Consider the following 20,600-nt stretch of genomic DNA (forward strand, 5'->3'; position numbering starts at 1 on the left):
CAGGGTGCCGCACCCGGCCGGCTCTGCCAAGGCGCCGCGGGTCGGTGCGCCAACAATGTTCTTTCTTCGGCGCCGCCGACGCGATATCTGATGGCCCCTTTGCTGCGCCATGCCGGTTATGGCGCGCGAGAACGACGAGAAAAGCTTCAGGAGCGCTCCATGCCCCATTCGCTGCCCTTCCGTGGATCCTTTACGGCGCTCGTGACGCCGTTCCGCGACGGCGCGCTGGACGAGAAAGCGTTCCGGGACCTCGTCGACTGGCAGATCGAGGAAGGCATCCACGGCCTCGTGCCCGTTGGCACGACGGGCGAAAGCCCGACGGTCTCGCATGACGAGCACAAGCTCGTGGTCGAATGGACCGTCGAGCAGGCGCGCGGCCGCGTGCCCGTGATCGCCGGCGCCGGCTCGAACAACACCATCGAGGCCATCGACCTCGCGCGCCATGCCGAGAAGGCCGGCGCCGACGCGGTGCTCGTCGTCACGCCCTACTACAACAAGCCGGGGCAGGAGGGCCTGTACCAGCACTACAAGGCCATCAACGATGCGATCGGCATTCCGATCTACATCTACAACATCCCCGGCCGGTCGGTGGTCGACATGTCGGTGGAGACGATGGCCCGGCTGTCCGAGCTGAAGAACATTGCCGGCGTGAAGGACGCGACCGCCAATCTCGCCCGCGTCAGCATGCAGCGTCAGGCGATGGGGCCGAGCTTCAACCAGCTCTCCGGCGAGGATGCCACGGCGCTGGCTTTCATGGCCCATGGCGGCGACGGATGCATCTCGGTCGCCTCCAACGTGGCCCCGCGCCTCTGCTCCGACCTGATGAACGCCTGCATCGCCGGCGACTACAGCAAGGCGCTGGAGCTGCAGGATCGCCTGTTCCCGCTGTTCCAGGCGCTGTTCGTTGAAACCAACCCGAGCCCCACCAAATATGCGCTGAGCGTCCTCGGCAAGATCGCTGACGAGGCGCGCCTGCCCATGGTGCCCGTCACCGACAAGACCAAGGAAACCGTCCGCGCGGCCATGCGCCACGCCGGACTGCTCAACTGACCTAGATCGGGGCGTTCGCTCCGGTTCGGAGCAACAGCGATGGCCGAGAAAAAATCACAGACACGCAAGGTCGTCGCCGACAATCGGCGGGCACGGTTCGACTACGACATCGGTGAGGTGTTCGAGGCCGGCATCGCGCTCTCCGGCACGGAGGTGAAGAGCCTGCGCGGCGGCAAGGCGACGGTGGCCGAGAGCTATGTCTCGGCGAAGACCGGCGAGGCCATCCTCTACAATTCCTTCATCCCGGAATATCTGCAGGCGAACCGCTTCAACCACGAGCCGCGCCGGCCGCGCAAGCTGCTGATGCACAAGCGTGAGATCGCCAAGCTCTGGCAGGCGGTGGAGCGCGAGGGCATGACCGTGGTGCCGCTGCGCATCTATTTCAACGAGCAGGGCCGCGCCAAGGTCGAGCTCGCCATCGCCCGCGGCCGCAAGGCGCACGACAAGCGCGAGGCGCTCAAGGAGAAGGACTGGGCGCGCGACAAGCAGCGGCTGATGCGCGACCGGGGATAGAGGGTGCCCGATCTCGCCGTCGTCCCGACCATGGCGCTACCCAAAACGCCGAATTCAAAAGAAAAGCCCGGCACTTGGCCGGGCTTTTTGATTCGAAATGTCGGAGACCAGCCTCAGTCTTTGGCGCGCTCGACATAGGAGCCGTCGGCGGTCATCACCACGATGCGGGTACCGATGCCGACATGCGGCGGTACTGCCGAACGCACGCCGTTGGACAGCACCGCCGGCTTGTAGGAGGAGGAGGCAGTCTGGCCCTTCACGACGGGCTCGGTATCGACCACTTCGAGCACCACGCGCTGGGGCAGCTCGATGGCGATGGCGTTGCCCTCGTGGACGGAAAGCATGACCTGCATGCTTTCCTGCAGATAGGCCGCCTGGTCGCCGATCACGTCCGGCTGCACCGCGACCTGATCATAAGTCTCGGGGTTCATGAAGTGATAGCCTTCACCGTCCGAATAGAGGAAAGTGAAGGGACGGTCCTCGACATGGGCGCGCTCGACCTGCTCGGTCGTGCGGTAGCGCTCCGAGATTTTCGTGCCGTCGGAGATGCGGCGCATGTCGAGCTGCGTGACCGGCGTGCCTTTGCCGGGATGAATGTTGTCGGCGGTGAGCACGACATAGAGCCTGCCGTCGATATCGACCACGTTGCCCTTGCGCAGCGTGCTGGCGATGACCTTGACCATTGCGGTCCTCTGGCTGTTGGGTGCGCCACATCGCGCGGGGCACCGTGGGATTCCGTTGGGCGCCTCCTATACAAGCGCCCCCGCCATCCGCCAACCCCACCCGCGCCAACCGAAGAGAACTGTCGGAGGATCGCCAATGTCCCTTTCCGCCTCTCCCTGGTGGTCGCCCGAGCGCCACGCCGACCGGCGCCCGTTCCTGCTGGCCCGCCAGCGAATCCAGGGCGCGCTGCGCGCGTTCTTCACTGCACGCGACTTTGTCGAGGTGGAAACACCGATCCTGCAGGTCTCGCCGGGCAACGAGACGCATCTGAAAGCCTTCGCCACGGAACTTGAGGGGCCGGACGGGGCGCGCGCGCCGCGCTATCTACACACCTCGCCGGAATTCACCGCCAAGAAGCTGCTGGCGGCGGGCGAGCGGCGGCTTTTCACTTTCGCTCGCGTATTCCGCAACGGCGAGCGTACGGCGCTGCATCATCCCGAATTCACCCTGCTGGAATGGTATCGCGCTCGTGAGGGCTATGAGGCGCTGATGCGTGACTGCACGACCCTGCTGGCGATCACCGCCGAAGCGGTCGGCGCGCGGGAGTTCCATTTCGGCGGACATGTCTGCGATGTCGGCGAGGCCCCGGAGCGGCTGACCGTGGCGGAAGCCTTCGACCGTTTCGCTGGCATCGATCTGATGGCAAGCGTCGGTGCCGACGGTAACGACCGCGACACGCTCTGGCACGCGGCGCAGGCGCGCGGCATCCGCGTGGCGGCGGATGACGGCTGGGCGGATGTCTTCACCCGGGTCATGGTCGAGAAGGTCGAGCCGCATCTCGGCATTGGGCGGCCGACCATCCTGTGCGAGTACCCGATCTCGGAGGCGGCGCTGGCGCGGCCGAAGCCGACCGACCCGCGCGTCGCCGAGCGTTTCGAACTCTATGTCTGCGCCGTCGAACTCGCCAATGCCTTCGGCGAGTTGACCGACGCCGCCGAGCAGCGCCGCCGCTTCGTGCAGTGGATGGACGAGAAGGAGCGCATCTATGGCGAGAGCTACCCGATCGACGAGGACTTCCTCGCCGCGCTGGCGGTCATGCCGGAAGCCTCGGGCATCGCGCTGGGATTCGACCGGCTCGTGATGCTCGCAGCGGGTGCGCGGCGGATCGAGGACGTGCTCTGGGCGCCCGTGGCGCCCTGAGTTCTCCGCCGCTCAGACGAGCGCGTCGATATGGGCGCGCACCTTGGCGAACACGGCATGGAACATCTCCGGCGTCAGCACGCCAGTGTTCGTGTTGTAGCGGGAGCAGTGGTAGCTGTCGAAAAGCACCACCTCGCCGAGCCGGTGCACCGCGCCATGGGCGAATTTGTGCCGCGAGAGCTTCTCGCCATGGGCGGCCAGCACCTGGTCATGCGCGATCTTGCCCAGCGCCACGATGGCGCTGAGCCGCGGCAGCAGGCCGATGGTGGCCGCGAGGAAGGGGCGGCAGGTGCGCATCTCCTCGGTCGTCGGCTTGTTCTCCGGCGGCACGCAGCGCACGGCATTGGTGAGGCGCGAATCGACCAGCCGCAGCGAATCGTCCGGTCGCGCCTCGAAGGTGCCGGTGGCGAAACCGAAGCGGATCAGCGTCGAATAAAGCAGGTCGCCGGCATAATCGCCGGTGAAGGGCCGTCCCGTGCGGTTGGCCCCGCGCAGGCCGGGCGCCAGCCCGACGATGAGAAGCCGGCCGTCGACCGGGCCGAAAGAGGGCACGGGCTCGTTGTGCCAGGACGGCTCCTGCGCGCGCCAGTGCTCGCGGAAGGCGACAAGGCGCGGGCAGAGCGGGCAGTCCCGGTCCGGCTCGGCCTCGGCCGGGACAAGCCGTTCGCGCGCGGGGGCGGCCATTTTCATCAGGAATCCGACATCTCGTCGTTTTCATCCGCCGCCGGCGGCGCCGCGCGGCGCTCCAGGAAGCGCGGCGTCTCCTGCATGCGGCCGGAACGATCCGCCGGGTCGCGGCCGACGCGGGACTGGAGGTCGACGAGGTCGAGGAACACGTCCGCCTGCCGGCGCAACTCGTCGGCGATCATCGGCGGCTGGGTGTGGATGCTGGAGACCACGGTGACCCGGACGCCCTTGCGCTGGATCGCCTCCACCAGCGAGCGGAAGTCGCCGTCGCCGGAGAAGATCACGATATGGTCGACATGGGAGGCGAGCTCCATGGCGTTGACCGCCAGCTCGATATCCATGTTGCCCCGCACGCGGCGGCGGCCCTGGCTGTCGGTGAATTCGCGCGCCGGCTTGGTGACGACCGAATAGCCATTGTAATCGAGCCAGTCGAGCAGCGGGCGGATCGATGAGTACTCGGAATCCTCGACCAACGTCGTGTAATAGAAGGCCCGCAGGACGTAGCCTCGGCCCTGAAATTCTTTTAGCAAACGCTTGTAATCAATATCAAAACCGAGCGACTTGGTGGCTGAATAGAGGTTGGCGCCGTCAATGAAAAGCGCGATCTTTTCCATACCCTGAACCATACGAGGCAATACCCGGGGACAAGAGGGGTTGAAACATGTTGCGGCGCACCGCGAAGCACGCCGCCTTCCCCCGCCATAGACATAGCCCATTTGTGGCACCCGCGAGACGAAGCGGCGGACCGTCGTGCGTTTTGTGGTGGACAGCGAAAAGCCGCCGCCGCCTCGTTTGCCGCTCAGGTTGATGCGCCGCCGCACGCAAGGCTTGCTCCATCGTCCGCATTGGTTTAAGGAGGCCGCTTCCCTTACACCGTCAGGAGTGCCGAGGCATGGCTCGCGTCACCGTCGAGGACTGCATCGACAAGGTCGACAATCGCTTCGAGCTCGTTCTTCTTGCCGGCCACCGCGCCCGGATGATCGCGTCGGGTTCGCCGATCACGGTCGACCGCGACAACGACAAGAACCCCGTTGTGGCTCTGCGCGAGATCGCCGACGAGACGATTTCGCCGGAAGACCTGCGGGAAGAGCTGATCCATTCGCTCCAGAAGTTCACCGAGGTGGACGAGCCGGAGCCCGAGACCGTTCCGATGATCGCTTCGGGCGGCTCGGAAGGCGCGGACGATTCCGACATCATGCTCGACCGCATGACCGAGGAAGAGCTGCTGGCCGGTCTCCAGGGTCTCGTGCCGCCGGAGCCGAGCGACGACGACGAAGGCTGATCGACCATCGATCCGATCGAGCGGCCCGGCCCTGTGCCGGGCCGTTTGCGTTCTGGAGCCGAGTTCTCCTGCCTTTTCCGCGACATGCGGCTTGCGCGGCCGGGCGCCGCGGATGATATCTAGCGGATCGGCCCTGTCGGCCGACCATTCTCGCGAGTCCCTGTCATGATGCGGCAGTACGAGCTCGTCGAGCGCGTGCGCCGGTACAATCCCAATACCGACGAAGCGCTGCTTGACCGCGCTTACGTCTATGCAATGCGCGCCCACGGCACGCAGAAACGCGCCTCGGGCGATCCCTACTTCTCGCATCCGCTCGAAGTCGCGGCCATCCTGACAGACCTGAAGCTCGACGACGCCACTATCGTCGCGGCCCTACTGCACGACACCATCGAGGATACCGACGCCACCCGCGAGGAGATCGACCGGCTCTTCAGCCCGCAGATCGGCGCGCTGGTCGAGGGCCTCACCAAGATCAAGAAGCTCGATCTCGTCTCCAAGCAGGCCAAGCAGGCCGAGAACCTGCGCAAGCTGCTGCTGGCCATCGCCGACGATGTGCGGGTGCTGCTGGTCAAGCTCGCGGACCGGCTGCACAACATGCGCACCCTGAAATGGGTGCCGGAGGAGAAGCGTTCGCGCGTCGCGCAGGAGACGCTCGACATCTATGCGCCGCTCGCGGGACGCATGGGCATGCACGACATGCGCGAGGAGCTGGAGGACCTGTCGTTCCGCCAGCTTTCGCCGGAGGCCTATGAGTCCATTCGCAGCCGCCTGCAGGCGCTGAAGGAGAAGAACGGCGAGCTGGTCGCGGCGATTGAGCGCGAGCTCTCGGACGCCATCGCTCACAAGGACATCGCCGCCATCGTGAGGGGACGCGAGAAGCGGCCCTATTCGATCTGGCGGAAGATGGAGCAGAAATCGATCGCCTTCGAACAGCTCTCCGACATCTACGGCTTCCGCATCCTCGTGGAGAAAGTCGAGGACTGCTACGCCGCGCTCGGTGTCGTCCACACCAAGTGGCCGCTCGTGCCCGGCCGCTTCAAGGACTACATCTCGACGCCGAAGCAGAACGACTACCGCTCGCTCCACACGACCGTCGTCGGCCCGGGCCGCCAGCGCGTCGAACTGCAGATCCGCACCCGCCAGATGCACGAGATCGCCGAGTACGGCATCGCGGCGCATGCGCTCTACAAGGACAATGGCGGCCCCGACGTGCTGACCCGCGACTCCAACGCCTATGGATGGCTGCGGCGGACCATCGAACTTCTGGCGGAAGGGTCGAGCCCGGAGGAGTTCCTCGAGCACACGAAGCTCGAGCTGTTCCACGACCAGGTCTTCTGCTTCACGCCCAAGGGGCGTCTCATCACCCTGCCGCGCCGGGCGACGCCGATCGACTTCGCCTACGCCGTCCACACCGGCGTCGGCGACCGGGCGGTGGGCGCCAAGATCAACGGCAAGGTGTCGCCGCTCGTCTCCGAGCTGCAGAACGGCGACGAGGTGGAAATCATCACCGCGGCCGGCCAGACACCGCCGGCGGCATGGGAATCCATCGTCGTCACCGGCAAGGCCCGCGCCGCGATCCGCCGCGCCACCCGGGCGGCGGTGCGCGCGCAATATGCCGGGCTCGGCAAGAAGATCGTCGAGCGCGCCGTGGTGCGCGCCGGCAAGGTCTTCTCCGAGGAAAAGCTCGCCAGCGCGATCGGCCGCCTGGCGCGCCCCTCGACCGAGGACGTCTATGCCGCCGTTGGGCGCGGCGAGATGCGCTCGGACGACGTGGTGAAGGCCATCTACCCGGAATGGACCGGCCCGCGCCCCGAGGAGCGTGCCGCGCTCAAGGGGGAGGGCTGGTTCGAGCTGGAGAAGGGCCAGAGCCTCAAGTTCAAGATCCCTGGCATCGAGAGCGATCCCGATCCCAAGACGGCCATCCCGATCCGCGGCATCAACCGCGAGCTGCCGGTGCGCTTCGCCCCGAATGGCGGCGCGGTGCCGGGCGACCGTATCGTCGGCATCCTGACGCCGGGCGAGGGGATCACCATCTACCCGATCCAGTCGCCCGCGCTACAGGACTTCGAGGAGGAGCCGGAACGCTGGCTCGACGTGCGCTGGGATGTGGACGAGGACGACCCGCAGCGCTTCCCGGTGCAGATCGTCGTGGTGGCGAGCCACGAGCCGGGTTCGCTGGCGCAGATCGCGCAGGTGATCGGCGAGCGTGACGGCAATATCGAGAATCTGCGCATGTCCTCCCGCTCGGCGGATTTCACGCGCATGGTCATCGACATCGGCGTCTACGATCTGCGCCACCTCAATGGCATCATCGCCGATCTGAGGGCCCGCCAAGTTGTCTCATCCGTCGAGCGCGTCAACGGCTGAACCCGCCCCGCCGGGCGGATCGGTCGTGACGCGGCAGTGCGGATGGGCTATCACCCCAACCGTTCAGAAACTTCCGGGCATTCAGATGACACAAGACGAGGTCGTGGCCGAATTCCGTGCCGCCGGTGCGCTGCTTGAGGGCCATTTCATTCTGTCGTCGGGCCTGCGCAGCCCCGTCTTCCTCCAGAAGATGTTCATCTTCCAGGATCCCGTGCGCACCGAGCGGCTCTGCAAGGCGCTGGCGCAGAAGGCCGAGGCCACCTTCGGCAAGATCGACTACGTCGTCTCGCCGGCGGTCGGCGGCATCGTGCCGGGCTACGAGACGGCACGCCATCTCGGTGCCAAGGCGGTGTTCGTCGAGCGCGAGGACGGCCGGTTCCAGCTGCGGCGCGGCTTCGCCATCCCTGAGGAGGCGAAGGTGTTGATGGTCGAGGACATCGTGACCACGGGTCTTTCCTCCCGCGAGTGCCTCGCCGCCATCGCCGAGCACACGAAGAACGTCGTGGGTGCCGCCTGCCTGATCGACCGCTCGAACGGCAAGGCCGATCTCGGCGTGCCGCTGGTCTCGCTGGCCAAGCTCGACATTCCCGCCTATCCGGCCGATGCCCTGCCGCCGGAACTCGCGGCGCTGCCGCCGGTGAAGCCCGGCAGCCGCGGCATCCAGGGCGCGAAGGCGTAGCCGCCATGACCCGTATCGTCCCGCCGATCCGTCTCGGAGTGAACGTCGATCACGTCGCGACCGTGCGCAACGCGCGCGGCGGTGCGCTGCCCGATCCGGTGCGCGCGGCCCAGCTCGCCTGCGCGGCCGGCGCCGACGGCATCACCGCGCATCTGCGCGAGGATCGTCGCCATATCCGCGATGCCGACATGCGCCGCCTGCGCGAGGTGCTGACCGTTCCGCTGAATTTCGAGATGGCGGCGACTGACGAGATGGTCGCTCTGGCGCTGGAACTGAAGCCGCATGCCTGCTGCCTCGTGCCGGAGCGGCGCGAGGAACGCACCACCGAGGGCGGCCTCGACGTGCTGGGCGGCGGCATCGACCTCGCCCGCAAGGTCGAGAAGCTCGGCCATGCGGGTATCCGCGTCTCGCTCTTCGTTGCCCCCGACGAGGATCAGATTGCCCGTGCGGCGGATATCGGCGCGGCGGTCGTCGAGCTTCATACCGGAGCTTGGTGCGACTTCCTCACCGCCGGCGAAGCGAGCGCAGCGGAATCCGAGTTCACCCGTCTGCGGCGCGCGGCCGTACAGGGCAGCGAGCTCGGGCTGGAGATCCACGCCGGCCACGGCCTCGATTACGCCACGGCTGAGACGATCGCCGCTCTCGCCTCCGTGCGCGAACTGAACATCGGGCACTTCCTCATCGGCGAGGCGATCTTCGCTGGGCTCGAGGAATCGATCCGGCACATGCGCGAGGCGATGGCGCGCGGGCGGGCGCGTCTCGGCGCGCCGCAGGCGGCGTGAGGCGCTCGTGATCATCGGCATCGGCTCCGACATCACCGACGCCCGGCGCGTCGCCGAGGTGCTGGAGCGCCATGGCGAGCGCTTCCTCGACCGTGTCTTCACGCCGATCGAGCGCGCAAAATCCGACCGGCGGGCCCGGCGCGTCGAAAGCTACGCCAAGCGCTTCGCCGCCAAGGAGGCCTGCGCCAAGGCGCTTGGCACCGGGCTCGCGCAAGGCGTGTTCTGGAAGGACATGGGCGTGGTCAACCTGCCGTCCGGCAGGCCGACCATGGCACTGACCGGCGGGGCGAAGGCGCGGCTCGACGCCATCACGCCGGAAGGCTTCGAGGCGCGCATCGACCTCACCATCACTGATGACGGTCCGCTGGCCCAGGCCTTCGTCATCATCAGCGCCGTACCGAAAAAAGACGGTGGCTGACGTACTGTCACCTCGTGCGATCGTGAGCGGCGCGCGTTGCCGCGACCTCGCCAAGCGGTTATAGGAGCCGCACGGCCGCCTTGCGCGGCGCATGCCGCGCCGCGAGCGCACCGGAAGGCGACATGACTTCGACGACCGAACCGAAGAAGAAGGAAGGCGGCCTCGGCGAGACCGTCAAGGTGATCATCCAGGCGTTCCTGATCGCCATCTTGATCCGCACCTTCCTGTTCCAGCCGTTCAACATCCCGTCCGGCTCGATGAAGGAGACGCTGCTCGTCGGCGACTATCTGTTCGTGTCGAAGTTCAGCTATGGCTATTCGCGCTTCTCGCTGCCCTTCTCGCCGCCGCTCTTCGACGGGCGCATCCTCGGCTCGACGCCGAACCGCGGCGACGTGGTGGTGTTCAAGCTGCCGCGCGACGAGAGCACCGACTACATCAAGCGAGTGATTGGCCTGCCCGGCGACGAGATTCAGATGATCGGCGGCGTGCTGCACATCAACGGCCAACCGGTGAAGCGCGAGGATGCCGGCTACTGGATGGACGACGAGGGCGGCGGGCGTGTCGAGCGCGTGAAGCGCTGGACCGAGACCCTGCCGAACGGCGTGAGCTACTACACGCTCGATCTCGTGGACAACGGCTTCTACGACAACACCCCGGTCTACAAGGTGCCGGCCAACCACTATTTCATGATGGGCGACAACCGCGACAACTCCACCGACAGCCGCGTGCTCAGCCAGGTCGGCTACGTGCCCTATGAGAACCTCATCGGCCGGGCGCAGGTCATCTTCTTCTCGGTGAAGGAAGGCGACGCCGCCTGGCAGTTCTGGAAGTGGCCCTGGACGGTGCGCTGGGACCGCATCTTCTCCTTCGTGCGATGACGCGCAGCAAGGCGCGGCCCGCCGACGACATCGGCCTCGACGCGCTCGAAGAGGCTCTCGGGCACAGCTTCGCGGATCGCGCGCATCTGCGTCTCGCACTGACCCATATCAGCTCCGTGACGGAGGTTCAGGGCTCGCGCGCTCGCGTGCGGTCCTACCAGCGGCTGGAGTTTCTCGGCGACCACGTGCTGGGGCTGGTGGTTTCCGACATGCTCTACCGCGCCTATCCGCATGCGGAGGAGGGCGAACTCTCGCGGCGGCTGGCGGATCTCGTCTGCGAGGACGCCTGCGCCGAGGTAGCCCGCGCGATGGGGCTGGGCCCGCATCTTCGCCTCGGCGCCGGCGAGGAGCGTTCCGGCGGGCGCGATCGCTCCACCATTCTCGCCGATGTCGCCGAGGCGGTGCTGGCGGCGGTCTATCTCGATGCCGGCTTTCCGGCGGCGGAAGCGCTGATCGAACGGTTCTGGCGGCCACGGCTGGCGACTCCGGGAAGCTCGGCCCGCGATCCGAAGACGGCGCTGCAGGAATGGGCGCAGGGGCGGGGACTGCCGCCGCCACACTACCGGCTGGTCGATCGCTCGGGACCCGACCATAATCCCGAGTTCCGAATTGCCGTCGAGGTGCCCGGCTACGAGCCTGTCGAGGCGACCGGCACCTCCAAGCAGAATGCACAGAAGACCGCCGCCGCGGCGTTCCTCGAACGGGTTACTTCATGAACGAAACCACCGAAGAGACGCGCTGCGGCTTCGTTGCCCTGATCGGGGCGCCGAACGCGGGCAAGTCGACGCTCACCAACGCGCTGGTCGGCACCAAGGTGTCGATCGTCTCGCACAAGGTGCAGACCACGCGCTCGCTGGTGCGCGGCATCGCGCTCGAAGGCACGACGCAGATCATCCTCGTCGACACGCCTGGCATTTTCGCCCCCAAGCGCCGGCTGGAGAAAGCCATGGTCCGCTCCGCCTGGAGCGGGGCCGGTGATGCCGATGCCGTCGTGCTGCTCATCGACGCGCGTGCCGGCCTGACCGAGGATGTCGAAGCCATCATCAAGGGGCTCGCCGACGTGAAGCGGCCGCGGGCGATCCTGCTCAACAAGATTGACCTGGTGAAGCGCGACAGCCTCTTGGAGCTGGCCGCCAAGGTGGCCGAGCTCATCAGCTTCGACCGCCTGTTCATGGTCTCCGCGCAGAACGGCGACGGCCTCAAGGAGCTGCGCGAATGGCTGGCGCAGACACTGCCGCTCGGTCCCTGGCTCTATCCGGAAGACCAGATTTCCGATGCGCCCATGCGCTCGCTGGCGGCGGAGATCACCCGCGAGAAGCTGTTCCATCGCCTGCATGAGGAGCTGCCCTACCGCTCGACAGTCGAGACCGATAGCTGGCAGGAGCGCAAGGATGGCTCGGTGCGCATCGAGCAGACCATCTTCGTCGAGCGCGAAAGCCAGCGGAAGATCGTGCTCGGCAAGGGCGGAGAGACCATCAAGGCGATCTCCATGGCCGCCCGCAAGGAGCTGACCGAGATCGTCGAGGCGCCGGTGCACCTATTCCTCTTCGTGAAGGTACGCGAAAACTGGGCCGACGACCCCGAACGCTACCGCGAGATGGGGCTCGACTTCCCGCAATCCGACTGAGGCCGCCATGGAGTGGTCCGACGAGGGCATCATTCTGGGCCTGCGCCGTCACGGCGAGGCCAATGCCATCGTCGAGCTGATGACGGCCGCGCACGGGCGGCATCTCGGCCTCGTGCGCGGGGGGAGCTCGCGCCGGCAGGCAGCCGCCCTGCAGCCCGGCAACGGCGTGCGGGTCGTCTGGCGGGCGCGGCTTGACGAGCATCTCGGCACCTTCGCTCTGGAAGTCGTCGCGCCGCGTGCGGGGCGGTTGATGGCTTATGCCCATTCCGCCTTCGCGCTGAGCCATGTCGGCAGCCTCGTGCGCATGCTGCCGGAGCGCGACCCGCATCCCGGACTGCATGAAACGCTGGTCGCCGTGGTCGAGCATCTCGACGAACCGCGCCTCACCGGCATGCTGATCGCCCGGCTGGAACTGATGATGCTGTCGGAACTCGGCTTCGGGCTCGATCTCGATCGCTGCGCTGCAACCGGCGGGCGCAACGACCTGCTCTATGTCTCCCCGAAATCGGGGCGGGCGGTCAGCCGCGATGCCGGCGAGCCGTGGCGCACGCAGCTCTTCGAACTGCCCTATTTCCTCATCGGGGAGGTCGCCGAGCCCCCGTCGCGGCACGATGTCGAAGCGGCGCTGGAACTGACCGGCCACTTCCTCGCCCGGCGCGTGTTTGAGCCGCGTGGCACGGCCCTGCCGGATTCCCGCGCGGCGCTGATCGCCGCATTGCACCGGCTGGACGCTAGTTGAGCGGCGTCATGAAATTCGGGTCGGCGTAATAGTTCCCGTTGTGGAAGTAGCGTTTGCCGACCCACACCATGTTGCACATGGGAACCTGGACCTGGACCGGCTGCCCCCGCCAGTCCTGCCGGATGATAGGGCGTTCGCGGCAGACGTTCATCCAGCCGGTGGAGACCTGCGGCTCCCGTGGTTCCTGAATCACCTGCTCGCGCAGGCCGAGATATTGATAGGTCGGCCGTTGGGCGCTTGCCGGAAGGATCGACCATCCGGCAAGCGCGACGGCCAGTCCGAAGACAGGCGTCTTTCTCACTGCGACTGTTCCCCCGAATAGTCGTGCAGCAACCCTAGCGTGAGTCCGGCACTCTGCCTAGAATTTATTTTTAAATTGGAAATTGTTTCATTTCATGCCGAACGAATGCCGAGGGAAGCGGAGCGTGGTTTTCATTCGCGCCTCTGGCGCTCCTGCTGTCCTTGGGATCGGGCTTTGAAATGTGGCGCCATGCAAATCGTGCGCGGACAACGGCGCCGCCTTGCGCGTTCGCGTCTTGTTCCCGGCATCGCTTCGATGTAGCCAGAGGACATGGGAGAGCCACCGATTCCGACCGATGACGGCACGATCGAACCGATCGGCCTGAAGGCGGCGCTCGAGGAGCGCTACCTCGCCTATGCGCTCTCGACCATCATGCATCGCGCCCTGCCGGATGCCCGTGACGGGCTGAAGCCGGTGCACCGGCGCATCCTCTATGGCATGCGCCTCCTGCGCCTCGATCCGGGCGGCGGCTTCCGCAAGAGCGCGAAGATCGTCGGCGACGTGATGGGCTCGTTCCATCCGCACGGCAACATGGCGATCTACGACGCCATGGTCCGCCTCGCGCAGGATTTTTCCCAGCGCTATCCGCTGGTCGACGGGCAGGGGAATTTCGGCAATATCGATGGCGATAACGCCGCCGCCGAGCGCTACACTGAGGCCCGCTTGACCGATGTGGCGCGGCTCATCCTCGACGGTATCGACGAGGACGCCGTCGACTTCCGCCCCAACTATGACGGCACGACCGAAGAGCCGGTCGTCATGCCCGGCGCCTTCCCGAACCTGCTCGCCAACGGTTCCACCGGCATCGCGGTGGGCATGGCGACCTCGATCCCGCCGCACAACGCGGCTGAGCTGATCGACGCCAGCCTGCACATCATCGAGAACCCGCAGGCGACCACCGACGACCTGCTGAAATTCGTGAAGGGGCCGGACTTCCCGACCGGCGGGGTCATCATCGAGTCACCAGCCTCGATGGCGGATGCTTATGCCACTGGCCGCGGCGGCTTCCGCCTGCGCGCGCGCTGGCACAAGGAAGAGACCGGGCGCGGCACCTATGTAGTCGTCGTCACCGAGATTCCCTACGGCGTGCCCAAGTCGCGCCTCGTCGAGAAGATCGCCGACCTCCTCAACGAGAAGAAGCTGCCGCTGCTCGCCGACGTGCGCGACGAGAGCGCCGAGGATGTGCGGCTGGTGCTCGAACCGCGCGCGAGAAATGTCGACGCCGAGCTACTGATGGAAAGCCTGTTTCGGCTCACCGAGCTGGAAACGCGCTTCCCGCTGAACATGAACGTGCTGGTCGGCGGGCAGGTGCCGAAGGTCGTCAGCCTGCTGGAAGCCTTGCGCGAATGGGTCGACCATCGCCGCGAGGTACTGCTGCGCCGTTCGCGCTATCGCCTGGCGCAGATCGAGCACCGGCTGGAAGTGCTGGGCGGCTACCTCATCGCCTATCTCAACCTCGACGAGGTGATCCGCATCATCCGCGAGGAGGACGAGCCGAAGCCGGCGCTGATGGCGCGTTTCGAGCTTACCGACGTGCAGGCCGAGGCAATCCTCAACATGCGCCTGCGCTCGCTGCGCAAGCTCGAGGAATTCGAGATCCGCAAGGAGCACGACGCCCTCACCAAGGAGAAGGACGGCATCGAGAAGCTGTTGGCCTCCGAAGCCAAGCAGTGGAAGACCGTCGCCTGGGAGCTGGGCGAGACCCGCAAGATGTTCGCGCCCGACACCCCGCTCGGCCGCCGGCGCACCGGCTTCGGCGAGGCGGCCGCCCATGACGCCGACGCGGTGATCGAGGCGCTGGTGGAGCGCGAGCCGGTGACGGTCGTGGTGTCGGAAAAGGGCTGGGTGCGGGCGCTGAAGGGCCATGTCGCGGATCTCTCGACACTGGCCTTCAAGGGCGACGACAAGCTGAAGATCAGCTTCTTCGCCGAGACCACCTCGAAGCTTCTGGTCTTCGCCACCAACGGCCGCTTCTACACGCTCGACGCCTCCAAGCTGCCGGGTGGGCGCGGCCATGGCGAGCCGCTGCGCCTGTCGATCGACCTCGAGCAGGAGGCCGACATCGTCGACGTGCTGCCCTATCAGGGCGGGCGTAAGCTGCTGGTCGCGGCGAAGGAGGGCAGGGGCTTCGTCGTCGCCGAGGACGATTGCCTCGCCAATACCCGCAAGGGCAAGCAGGTGCTCGGCGTCGATGGGCAGGACGCCGCCACGGTGGTGCCGGCGGTCGGCGACAGCGTCGCGGTCATCGGCGAGAACCGCAAGCTCCTCGTCTTCCCGCTGTCGCAGATCCCGGAGATGGCGCGCGGGCGCGGCGTGCGGCTGCAGCGCTACAAGGACGGCGCGATGAGCGATGTGAAGGTGTTCGCCGCGGCCGATGGGCTGACTTGGACCGACACTTCCGGCCGCACCTGGACGGTGACGGATCTCACCGAATGGCGCGGCGAGCGCGCCGGGGCCGGCCGCCTGCCGCCCAAGGGCTTCCCCCGCAACAACAAATTCGCATGAAAAAGGCCGCCGGCGTAAGGCCGGCGGCCAGGTTGTCTTCGGTCCGGCGGGGGACGCAACACCCGGCCGGCCCATGCGGGTCGACCGGCATCCTTTCAGGCTGGTCGGCTGCCGGCGCCGTCAGACGCCGATCTTGCCGCCATCCTTCTTGGTGATCACGACGACCGCCGGGCGCACCGGTATGTCGTTCCTGAAGTCCGGCCAGCGGGTCGACAGGTCCTCGTAATAGGAGGGCCGCCCGAACGGCGCCCAGTCAGTGCCGCCGTCGCCCGGATGCTGGACGGCGACGAAGGCGGTGCGGTCGTCCGGTGTGAACAGCGGACCACACATCTCGGCGCCGACCGGCACGCGGAAGAACAGCTTGGAGGTAGCGCGCGCCTCGCCGTCCACATCGACCGCCCAGAGCCCGTCCGTACGACCGGTATCCTTCGGGTTGTTGCCGTCCGTCGCCACCCAGAGGCGGCCGGCGGAATCGACCGCGCAGTTGTCCGGCATGCCGAACCAGCCGTTTCGGGTGGTGTCGGTGGAGAAGGAGGCGCCGACCGCCGCAACGGAAGGATCGCCGCACTTCAGCAGCACTTCCCACCTGCCCTTGGTGGCGGCGAAATCGCCATCGGTCTCGGCGATCTCGATGATGTGGCCGAAGGCGTTCTTGGCGCGCGGGTTGGCGGCGTCGATCTGCTCGTCCTTGCGCTTCGTATTGTTGGTCAGCATGACGTAGACCTTGCCGTTCACGCCATTCGGCTGGATGTCCTCGGGACGGTCCATCTTGGTGGCGCCGAGCAGGTCGGCGGCGCGGCGGGTCTCGATCAGCACGTCGGCCTGGCTGTTGAAGCCGTTGGCGGCGGTCAGCGGACCTTCGCCGAAGACCACCGGCAGCCAGTTCAGCGTGCCGTCGGCCTCGAACTTGGCGACGTAGAGCGTCCCGGAATCGAGCAGGTCCATGTTCGCCGCGCGGTCGTTCGGGTTGAACGTGCCTGATGTGATGAACTTGTAGACGTAGTCGAAGCGCTCGTCGTCGCCGAGATAGAAGACCACGCGGCCATCCCTGGCCACGATCGACTCGGCGCCCTCATGCTTGAAACGACCAAGCGCGGTGCGCTTCTTCGGCACCGAATTGGGGTCGTTCACGTCCACCTCGACGATCCAGCCGAAGCGGTTCGGCTCGTTCGACTCTTTCGAGAGGTCGAAGCGGTCGTAGAAATTGCCCCACTCATAGGTGCCTTCCGGCACGCCGTAGCGCTTGTAGTTGGCGGCTTCGGGGTGGCCTTCCGGCAGCTGGCCGAGGAAGTAGCCGTGGAAGTTCTCCTCGGCCATCACATAGGTGCCCCAGGGCGTCACGCCGCCGGCGCAGTTGTTGAGCGTGCCGAGCACCTGCTTGCCGGTCGGGTCGTCCTTGGTCTTCACGCGGTCATGGCCGGCGACGGGGCCCGAAAGCTGCATCGGCGTGGTGGAGGTGATGCGACGGTTCAGCTTGCCCTCGCGCACCGGCTGCCACTTGCCGTCGACCTTGCGGATCTCGACGATGGTGCCGCCATGGGCCGCCATCTCGATGTCGACGCGGCTCAGATCGGCCGGCGCCACCTTCAGCTTACCTTCGGCGATGCTGACGATGCCGGGGAACATCAGGTGCTCGTTGGTGTATTCGTGGTTCACCACCAGCAGCCCGTGCTCGGACGAGCCGTCGAGCGGGATGAAGCCCACATAGTCGTTGTTGTAGCCGAACTGGCGACGCTGGGCTTCGGCGCTCTGGTTCTTCGGGTCGAAGGCCGGCGAATCGGGGAACAGCCCGTCGCCCCAGCGCAGCAGCACGTCGGCGTCATAACCATCGGCGACGTGGTGGGTCTCGTCGACGCCGGCTTCCACCTCGACGAAGCTGAACGCCGAGCCGCTGCTAGCGGAATTGTTCGCCGCCTGGGCCTTCTCGGCGGAGAGAAGCGCCATCGGACCGACGGTCGAGGCGATGGCGGAGACGGCGAGCGAGCCTTTCAGCAGACCACGCCGCGAGAAGCGGATCGAGATCAGCTCGCCCATCGTCGGGTTGACGGTCGGGTTGCTGCCGTCACCTTCGGCTTCTTCGAGCCGGCTGGTGCGGAACGGCGACTCGGGGACGGGATCGAGCGTATCGTCGGTCATGGCAGGGCTCCGGCAAGTCTGGAAATCTCTGGATTAGAGGTCTTCCAACTTGCTAGGCCTGTCCGATCACAGGGTCATGACACCCCATGCCATCGCCGGCCGCTGCCTATTCGTCGGCGCGTATCCAGCCGGCCGGGGCGAGCCGTTCCTGCGGCAGGAAGCGACGCTTGTAGTCCATCTTGTCCGATCCCTCGACCCAGTAGCCGAGATAGACATAGGGCAGGCCCATCGCTCTGGCCTTGGTCACATGGTCGAGGATCATGAAGGTGCCGAGCGAGCGCGCCGCCTCGTCGGGATCGTAGAACGAGTAGACCATCGACAATCCGTCGGCGAGCACGTCGGTCAGCGCCACGGCGTGGAGCGCCCCCTGGCCGCGCCCGTTGACGGCGGTGGCCGGGCCCCGCCGGCGATATTCGATGAGACGGGTGCGGACGTGGCTGTCCTCCACCATCATCGCGTAATCGAGCACGGTCATGTCGGCCATGCCGCCGTCGCTGTGGCGGCTGTCGAGATAGGCGCGGAACAGCGAGTACTGCTCGGCCGTCGGCACGGCGGCGCGGATATCGCCTATGAGGTCCTCATTAGCCTGCCGCACGCGGCGGAAGCTGCGGGTCTCGTGGAAATCGTCGACGCATACCCGAACCGAGACACAGGCCCGGCACTGTTCGCAGGCGGGACGATAGGCAATCGACTGGCTGCGGCGGAAGCCACCATGGGTCAGCACGTCGTTGAGCTGGGTCGCCCGCTCGCCCACGAGATGCGTGAAGACCTTTCGCTCCGAGCGCCCCGGCAGATAGGGGCAGGGCGACGGTGCGGTGAGGTAGAACTGCGGTGTATCGCGCGGGTGCTCTGTCACGGGTGCTTCACGTAGCGGCTGCGCCAAGGATCGCGCGAGCCGGCCCGGACGTCAAAGCCCCTTTTGTTCCCGTTCGCGCTTTCGTGTCAACGGTAGCGGCGCAGGGATGCCGCCCGCTCCTCGGTGTTGGTGACGACGGTGCCGATGATCAGGTCGTGGAGCAGCCGGCGACGGCTGTTGAACAGGCCGACGATGGCGACCAGCGGCGTCAGCACGCTCGTCGACACCCAGAACAGCACGACACTGACCACGGCGAGCAGCGGATACATCGGCGCGCCGTACCAGAGCCGCATCTCGATGCCCATGGTGCGCATGCCGATCGTCGCCGAGTGCGGGCCGCCGAGAGTGAGGCCGGTATAGACCAGCCCCCACACCACGAAGCCGGGACTCAGCAGGCCGAACAGGAACCAGCCCACGCCGAAGGTGACGAAGCCGAGGACGAAGATCAGCAGCGCCGCCAGTCCGATCGGCACGCAGATGATCAGCGCATCGATCAGGAAGGCCACGAAGCGGCGGAACAGCACGCCCTCGAAGTACTCCGGCTCGGACACCGGACTGAAGGCGTAGGGCTTGGGCTCGCCATAATATTGCGCGTCGGACATGCCGGTCTCCTTGCGAGCCTCAGGTGGTGGTGGAGCGTGGCCGGAACAAGCCCCGCCGCGCTCCACGACGGCCATCGGGACGTCAGTTGCCGCTGCGCCAGTCGATGCGCTCGACATCCATGCCGTTCTCGATCAGCGCCCGGTAGACCGCGTCGGCATGGGTACGATCGCGGGTTTCGACCGTTACGTCGAGACGGGCGCCCTTGGCATGGACGTCGAGGAAGTGGCGCTTGTGCTCGACCTCGAGAATGTTGGCTCCGAGGCTGCCGAGCAGGCTGGCGATGATGCCGAGTTCGCCGGGGCGGTCGAGCATGGAGAAACGGAAGGAGACGATGCGTTCCTCGCGCTCCAGCTCGCGCATCATGATCGAGGCGACGATGCGCGGGTCAATGTTGCCGCCCGAGACCACCAGGCCGACCTTGCGCCCGCGATAGCGGTCGGGCTCGGCGAGCAGCGCCGCGAGGCCCGCCGCGCCGGCGCCCTCGGCCAGCGTCTTCTGCTGGGTCAGGAACAGGTTGACCGCCCGCTCGATGGTCGGCTCGCTCACCAGCACCACGTCGGAGACGAGGGCGGAGACGATCTCGCGGGTCAGCGTGCCCGCCTGCTTCACCGCGATGCCTTCCGCCAGCGTCGCGCCCTCGCAGGGCAGGCCCTGCTGATGCAGCGCGTTCCACATCGACGGGTAGAGGCGCGTCTCGACGCCGACGATCTCGATGTCCGGCCGCAGATGGCGGGCGGCGACCGCCATTCCGGAGATGAGCCCGCCGCCGCCGACCGGCACCAGCAGCGCGTCGAGATCGGGGGCGTCCTCCAGCATTTCGGCGGCGATGGAACCCTGGCCGGCGATGACATGGGCGTCGTCATAAGGGTGGACCCAGACAAGGTTTTCCTCGCGGGCGATGCGGTCGGCTTCCTCGCTGGCGTCGCCCACCGACTCGCCGTGCAGCACCACGCGGGCGCCGTGCGCCTCGGTCGCGGCGACCTTCACGATCGGCGTGTGCTTGGGCATGACGATGGTGGCGCGGATGCCGAGCCGGGCCGCGTGATAGGCGACCGCCTGGGCATGGTTGCCGGCCGACATGGCGACGACGCCGGCGGCCCGCTCCTCCGGGGTCAGGCTGGAGAGCTTCACTAGCGCGCCGCGCTCCTTGAAGCTCGCCGTGACCTGGAGGTTTTCGTATTTGACGAAGACATGGGCGCCCGTAATCGCCGAAAGGCGCGGCGCCGGCAGCGTGGGCGTGCGCAGCACCGCGCCGTCCAGCACCTTGCGTGCGGCGGCGACGTCGGCGGGAGAGACGGGCAAAGTCATCGAACC

The 20,600-nt window shown here is 66.8% G+C and carries 21 protein-coding genes; 13 read left to right on the forward strand and 8 right to left on the reverse strand.

The window, feature by feature from the left end:
• Window positions 1–159 precede the first annotated feature (159 nt).
• Both dapA and smpB read left to right on the forward strand, forming a co-directional pair.
• Window positions 160–1,050: a 4-hydroxy-tetrahydrodipicolinate synthase gene (gene dapA / locus STARVERO_RS06280; protein WP_159598268.1), complete on the forward strand. Its 891-nt coding sequence runs from the start codon at window positions 160–162 to the stop codon at window positions 1,048–1,050.
• A gap of 39 nt (window positions 1,051–1,089) precedes the next feature.
• Window positions 1,090–1,563 (forward strand): SsrA-binding protein SmpB, encoded by a 474-nt coding sequence (gene smpB / locus STARVERO_RS06285; protein WP_144343597.1) that lies wholly within the window; start codon window positions 1,090–1,092, stop codon window positions 1,561–1,563.
• A gap of 113 nt (window positions 1,564–1,676) precedes the next feature.
• On the opposite strand, the gene efp is transcribed toward smpB, so the two are convergent.
• Window positions 1,677–2,246, reverse strand: coding sequence for an elongation factor P (efp, locus tag STARVERO_RS06290; protein ID WP_144343596.1), 570 nt, complete (start codon window positions 2,244–2,246; stop codon window positions 1,677–1,679).
• Window positions 2,247–2,382: 136 nt separating this feature from the next.
• On the opposite strand from efp, the gene epmA reads away from it, so the two are divergent.
• Window positions 2,383–3,426 carry an EF-P lysine aminoacylase EpmA gene (gene epmA, locus STARVERO_RS06295; RefSeq protein ID WP_159598269.1) on the forward strand — a complete coding sequence of 348 codons (1,044 nt, stop codon included), beginning with the start codon at window positions 2,383–2,385 and terminating at the stop codon, window positions 3,424–3,426.
• A gap of 12 nt (window positions 3,427–3,438) precedes the next feature.
• On the opposite strand, the gene STARVERO_RS06300 is transcribed toward epmA, so the two are convergent.
• Both STARVERO_RS06300 and STARVERO_RS06305 read right to left on the reverse strand, forming a co-directional pair.
• Window positions 3,439–4,116, reverse strand: coding sequence for a uracil-DNA glycosylase (locus STARVERO_RS06300; protein WP_200837711.1), 678 nt, complete (start codon window positions 4,114–4,116; stop codon window positions 3,439–3,441).
• Entirely contained in the window at window positions 4,116–4,739 is a 624-nt protein-coding gene (locus STARVERO_RS06305) for a LabA-like NYN domain-containing protein (protein WP_144343724.1), read from the reverse strand. Before STARVERO_RS06305 ends, STARVERO_RS06300 begins: the two co-directional genes overlap by 1 nt.
• A 266-nt stretch (window positions 4,740–5,005) precedes the next feature.
• On the opposite strand from STARVERO_RS06305, the gene rpoZ reads away from it, so the two are divergent.
• The 9 genes from rpoZ to recO all read left to right on the forward strand — a co-directional run bounded on the left by rpoZ (window position 5,006) and on the right by recO (window position 12,885).
• On the forward strand, window positions 5,006–5,395 hold the full coding sequence (rpoZ, locus tag STARVERO_RS06310; RefSeq protein ID WP_144343593.1) for a DNA-directed RNA polymerase subunit omega: 390 nt from the start codon (window positions 5,006–5,008) through the stop codon (window positions 5,393–5,395).
• Between the two features lie 165 nt (window positions 5,396–5,560).
• On the forward strand, window positions 5,561–7,762 hold the full coding sequence (locus STARVERO_RS06315) for a RelA/SpoT family protein (RefSeq protein WP_144343592.1): 2,202 nt from the start codon (window positions 5,561–5,563) through the stop codon (window positions 7,760–7,762).
• Window positions 7,763–7,847: 85 nt separating this feature from the next.
• Window positions 7,848–8,441 (forward strand): orotate phosphoribosyltransferase, encoded by a 594-nt coding sequence (gene pyrE, locus STARVERO_RS06320; RefSeq protein ID WP_159598270.1) that lies wholly within the window; start codon window positions 7,848–7,850, stop codon window positions 8,439–8,441.
• Between the two features lie 5 nt (window positions 8,442–8,446).
• Window positions 8,447–9,223 carry a pyridoxine 5'-phosphate synthase gene (locus STARVERO_RS06325; RefSeq protein WP_159598271.1) on the forward strand — a complete coding sequence of 259 codons (777 nt, stop codon included), beginning with the start codon at window positions 8,447–8,449 and terminating at the stop codon, window positions 9,221–9,223.
• Between the two features lie 7 nt (window positions 9,224–9,230).
• Window positions 9,231–9,641, forward strand: coding sequence for a holo-ACP synthase (gene acpS, locus STARVERO_RS06330; protein WP_159598272.1), 411 nt, complete (start codon window positions 9,231–9,233; stop codon window positions 9,639–9,641).
• A 122-nt stretch (window positions 9,642–9,763) separates the two neighbouring features.
• Entirely contained in the window at window positions 9,764–10,519 is a 756-nt protein-coding gene (lepB, locus tag STARVERO_RS06335; protein ID WP_159598273.1) for a signal peptidase I, read from the forward strand.
• Window positions 10,516–11,235 carry a ribonuclease III gene (gene rnc / locus STARVERO_RS06340; protein WP_144343587.1) on the forward strand — a complete coding sequence of 240 codons (720 nt, stop codon included), beginning with the start codon at window positions 10,516–10,518 and terminating at the stop codon, window positions 11,233–11,235. Before lepB ends, rnc begins: the two co-directional genes overlap by 4 nt.
• Complete coding sequence (gene era / locus STARVERO_RS06345) at window positions 11,232–12,146, forward strand: GTPase Era (protein ID WP_144343586.1); 915 nt, start codon at window positions 11,232–11,234, stop codon at window positions 12,144–12,146. Before rnc ends, era begins: the two co-directional genes overlap by 4 nt.
• A gap of 7 nt (window positions 12,147–12,153) precedes the next feature.
• The gene (gene recO / locus STARVERO_RS06350) at window positions 12,154–12,885 is read left to right on the forward strand and encodes a DNA repair protein RecO (protein ID WP_144343585.1); all 732 of its coding nucleotides are present in this window, start codon (window positions 12,154–12,156) and stop codon (window positions 12,883–12,885) included.
• On the opposite strand, the gene STARVERO_RS06355 is transcribed toward recO, so the two are convergent.
• A complete protein-coding gene (locus STARVERO_RS06355) occupies window positions 12,878–13,186 on the reverse strand; it encodes a hypothetical protein (protein ID WP_159598274.1) in 309 nt (102 codons plus the stop codon). The two genes, recO and STARVERO_RS06355, sit on opposite strands and share 8 nt — an antisense overlap.
• A 270-nt stretch (window positions 13,187–13,456) precedes the next feature.
• Between STARVERO_RS06355 and parC the strand changes: the two genes are divergently transcribed.
• A complete protein-coding gene (gene parC / locus STARVERO_RS06360; protein ID WP_144343583.1) occupies window positions 13,457–15,691 on the forward strand; it encodes a DNA topoisomerase IV subunit A in 2,235 nt (744 codons plus the stop codon).
• Between the two features lie 120 nt (window positions 15,692–15,811).
• On the opposite strand, the gene STARVERO_RS06365 is transcribed toward parC, so the two are convergent.
• From STARVERO_RS06365 to STARVERO_RS06380, 4 genes are all read right to left on the reverse strand, one after another.
• Complete coding sequence (locus tag STARVERO_RS06365) at window positions 15,812–17,827, reverse strand: PhoX family protein (RefSeq protein ID WP_159598275.1); 2,016 nt, start codon at window positions 17,825–17,827, stop codon at window positions 15,812–15,814.
• 106 nt (window positions 17,828–17,933) lie between these two features.
• The gene (locus tag STARVERO_RS06370; RefSeq protein ID WP_144343581.1) at window positions 17,934–18,683 is read right to left on the reverse strand and encodes an arginyltransferase; all 750 of its coding nucleotides are present in this window, start codon (window positions 18,681–18,683) and stop codon (window positions 17,934–17,936) included.
• An 86-nt stretch (window positions 18,684–18,769) separates the two neighbouring features.
• Complete coding sequence (locus STARVERO_RS06375) at window positions 18,770–19,285, reverse strand: RDD family protein (protein ID WP_144343580.1); 516 nt, start codon at window positions 19,283–19,285, stop codon at window positions 18,770–18,772.
• Window positions 19,286–19,367: 82 nt separating this feature from the next.
• Window positions 19,368–20,594 (reverse strand): threonine ammonia-lyase, encoded by a 1,227-nt coding sequence (locus STARVERO_RS06380; RefSeq protein ID WP_159598276.1) that lies wholly within the window; start codon window positions 20,592–20,594, stop codon window positions 19,368–19,370.
• Between the last annotated feature and the right edge of the window lie 6 nt (window positions 20,595–20,600).

The sequence above is a fragment of the Starkeya nomas genome, from assembly GCF_902703545.1.
Lineage (GTDB): Bacteria > Pseudomonadota > Alphaproteobacteria > Rhizobiales > Xanthobacteraceae > Ancylobacter > Ancylobacter moscoviensis.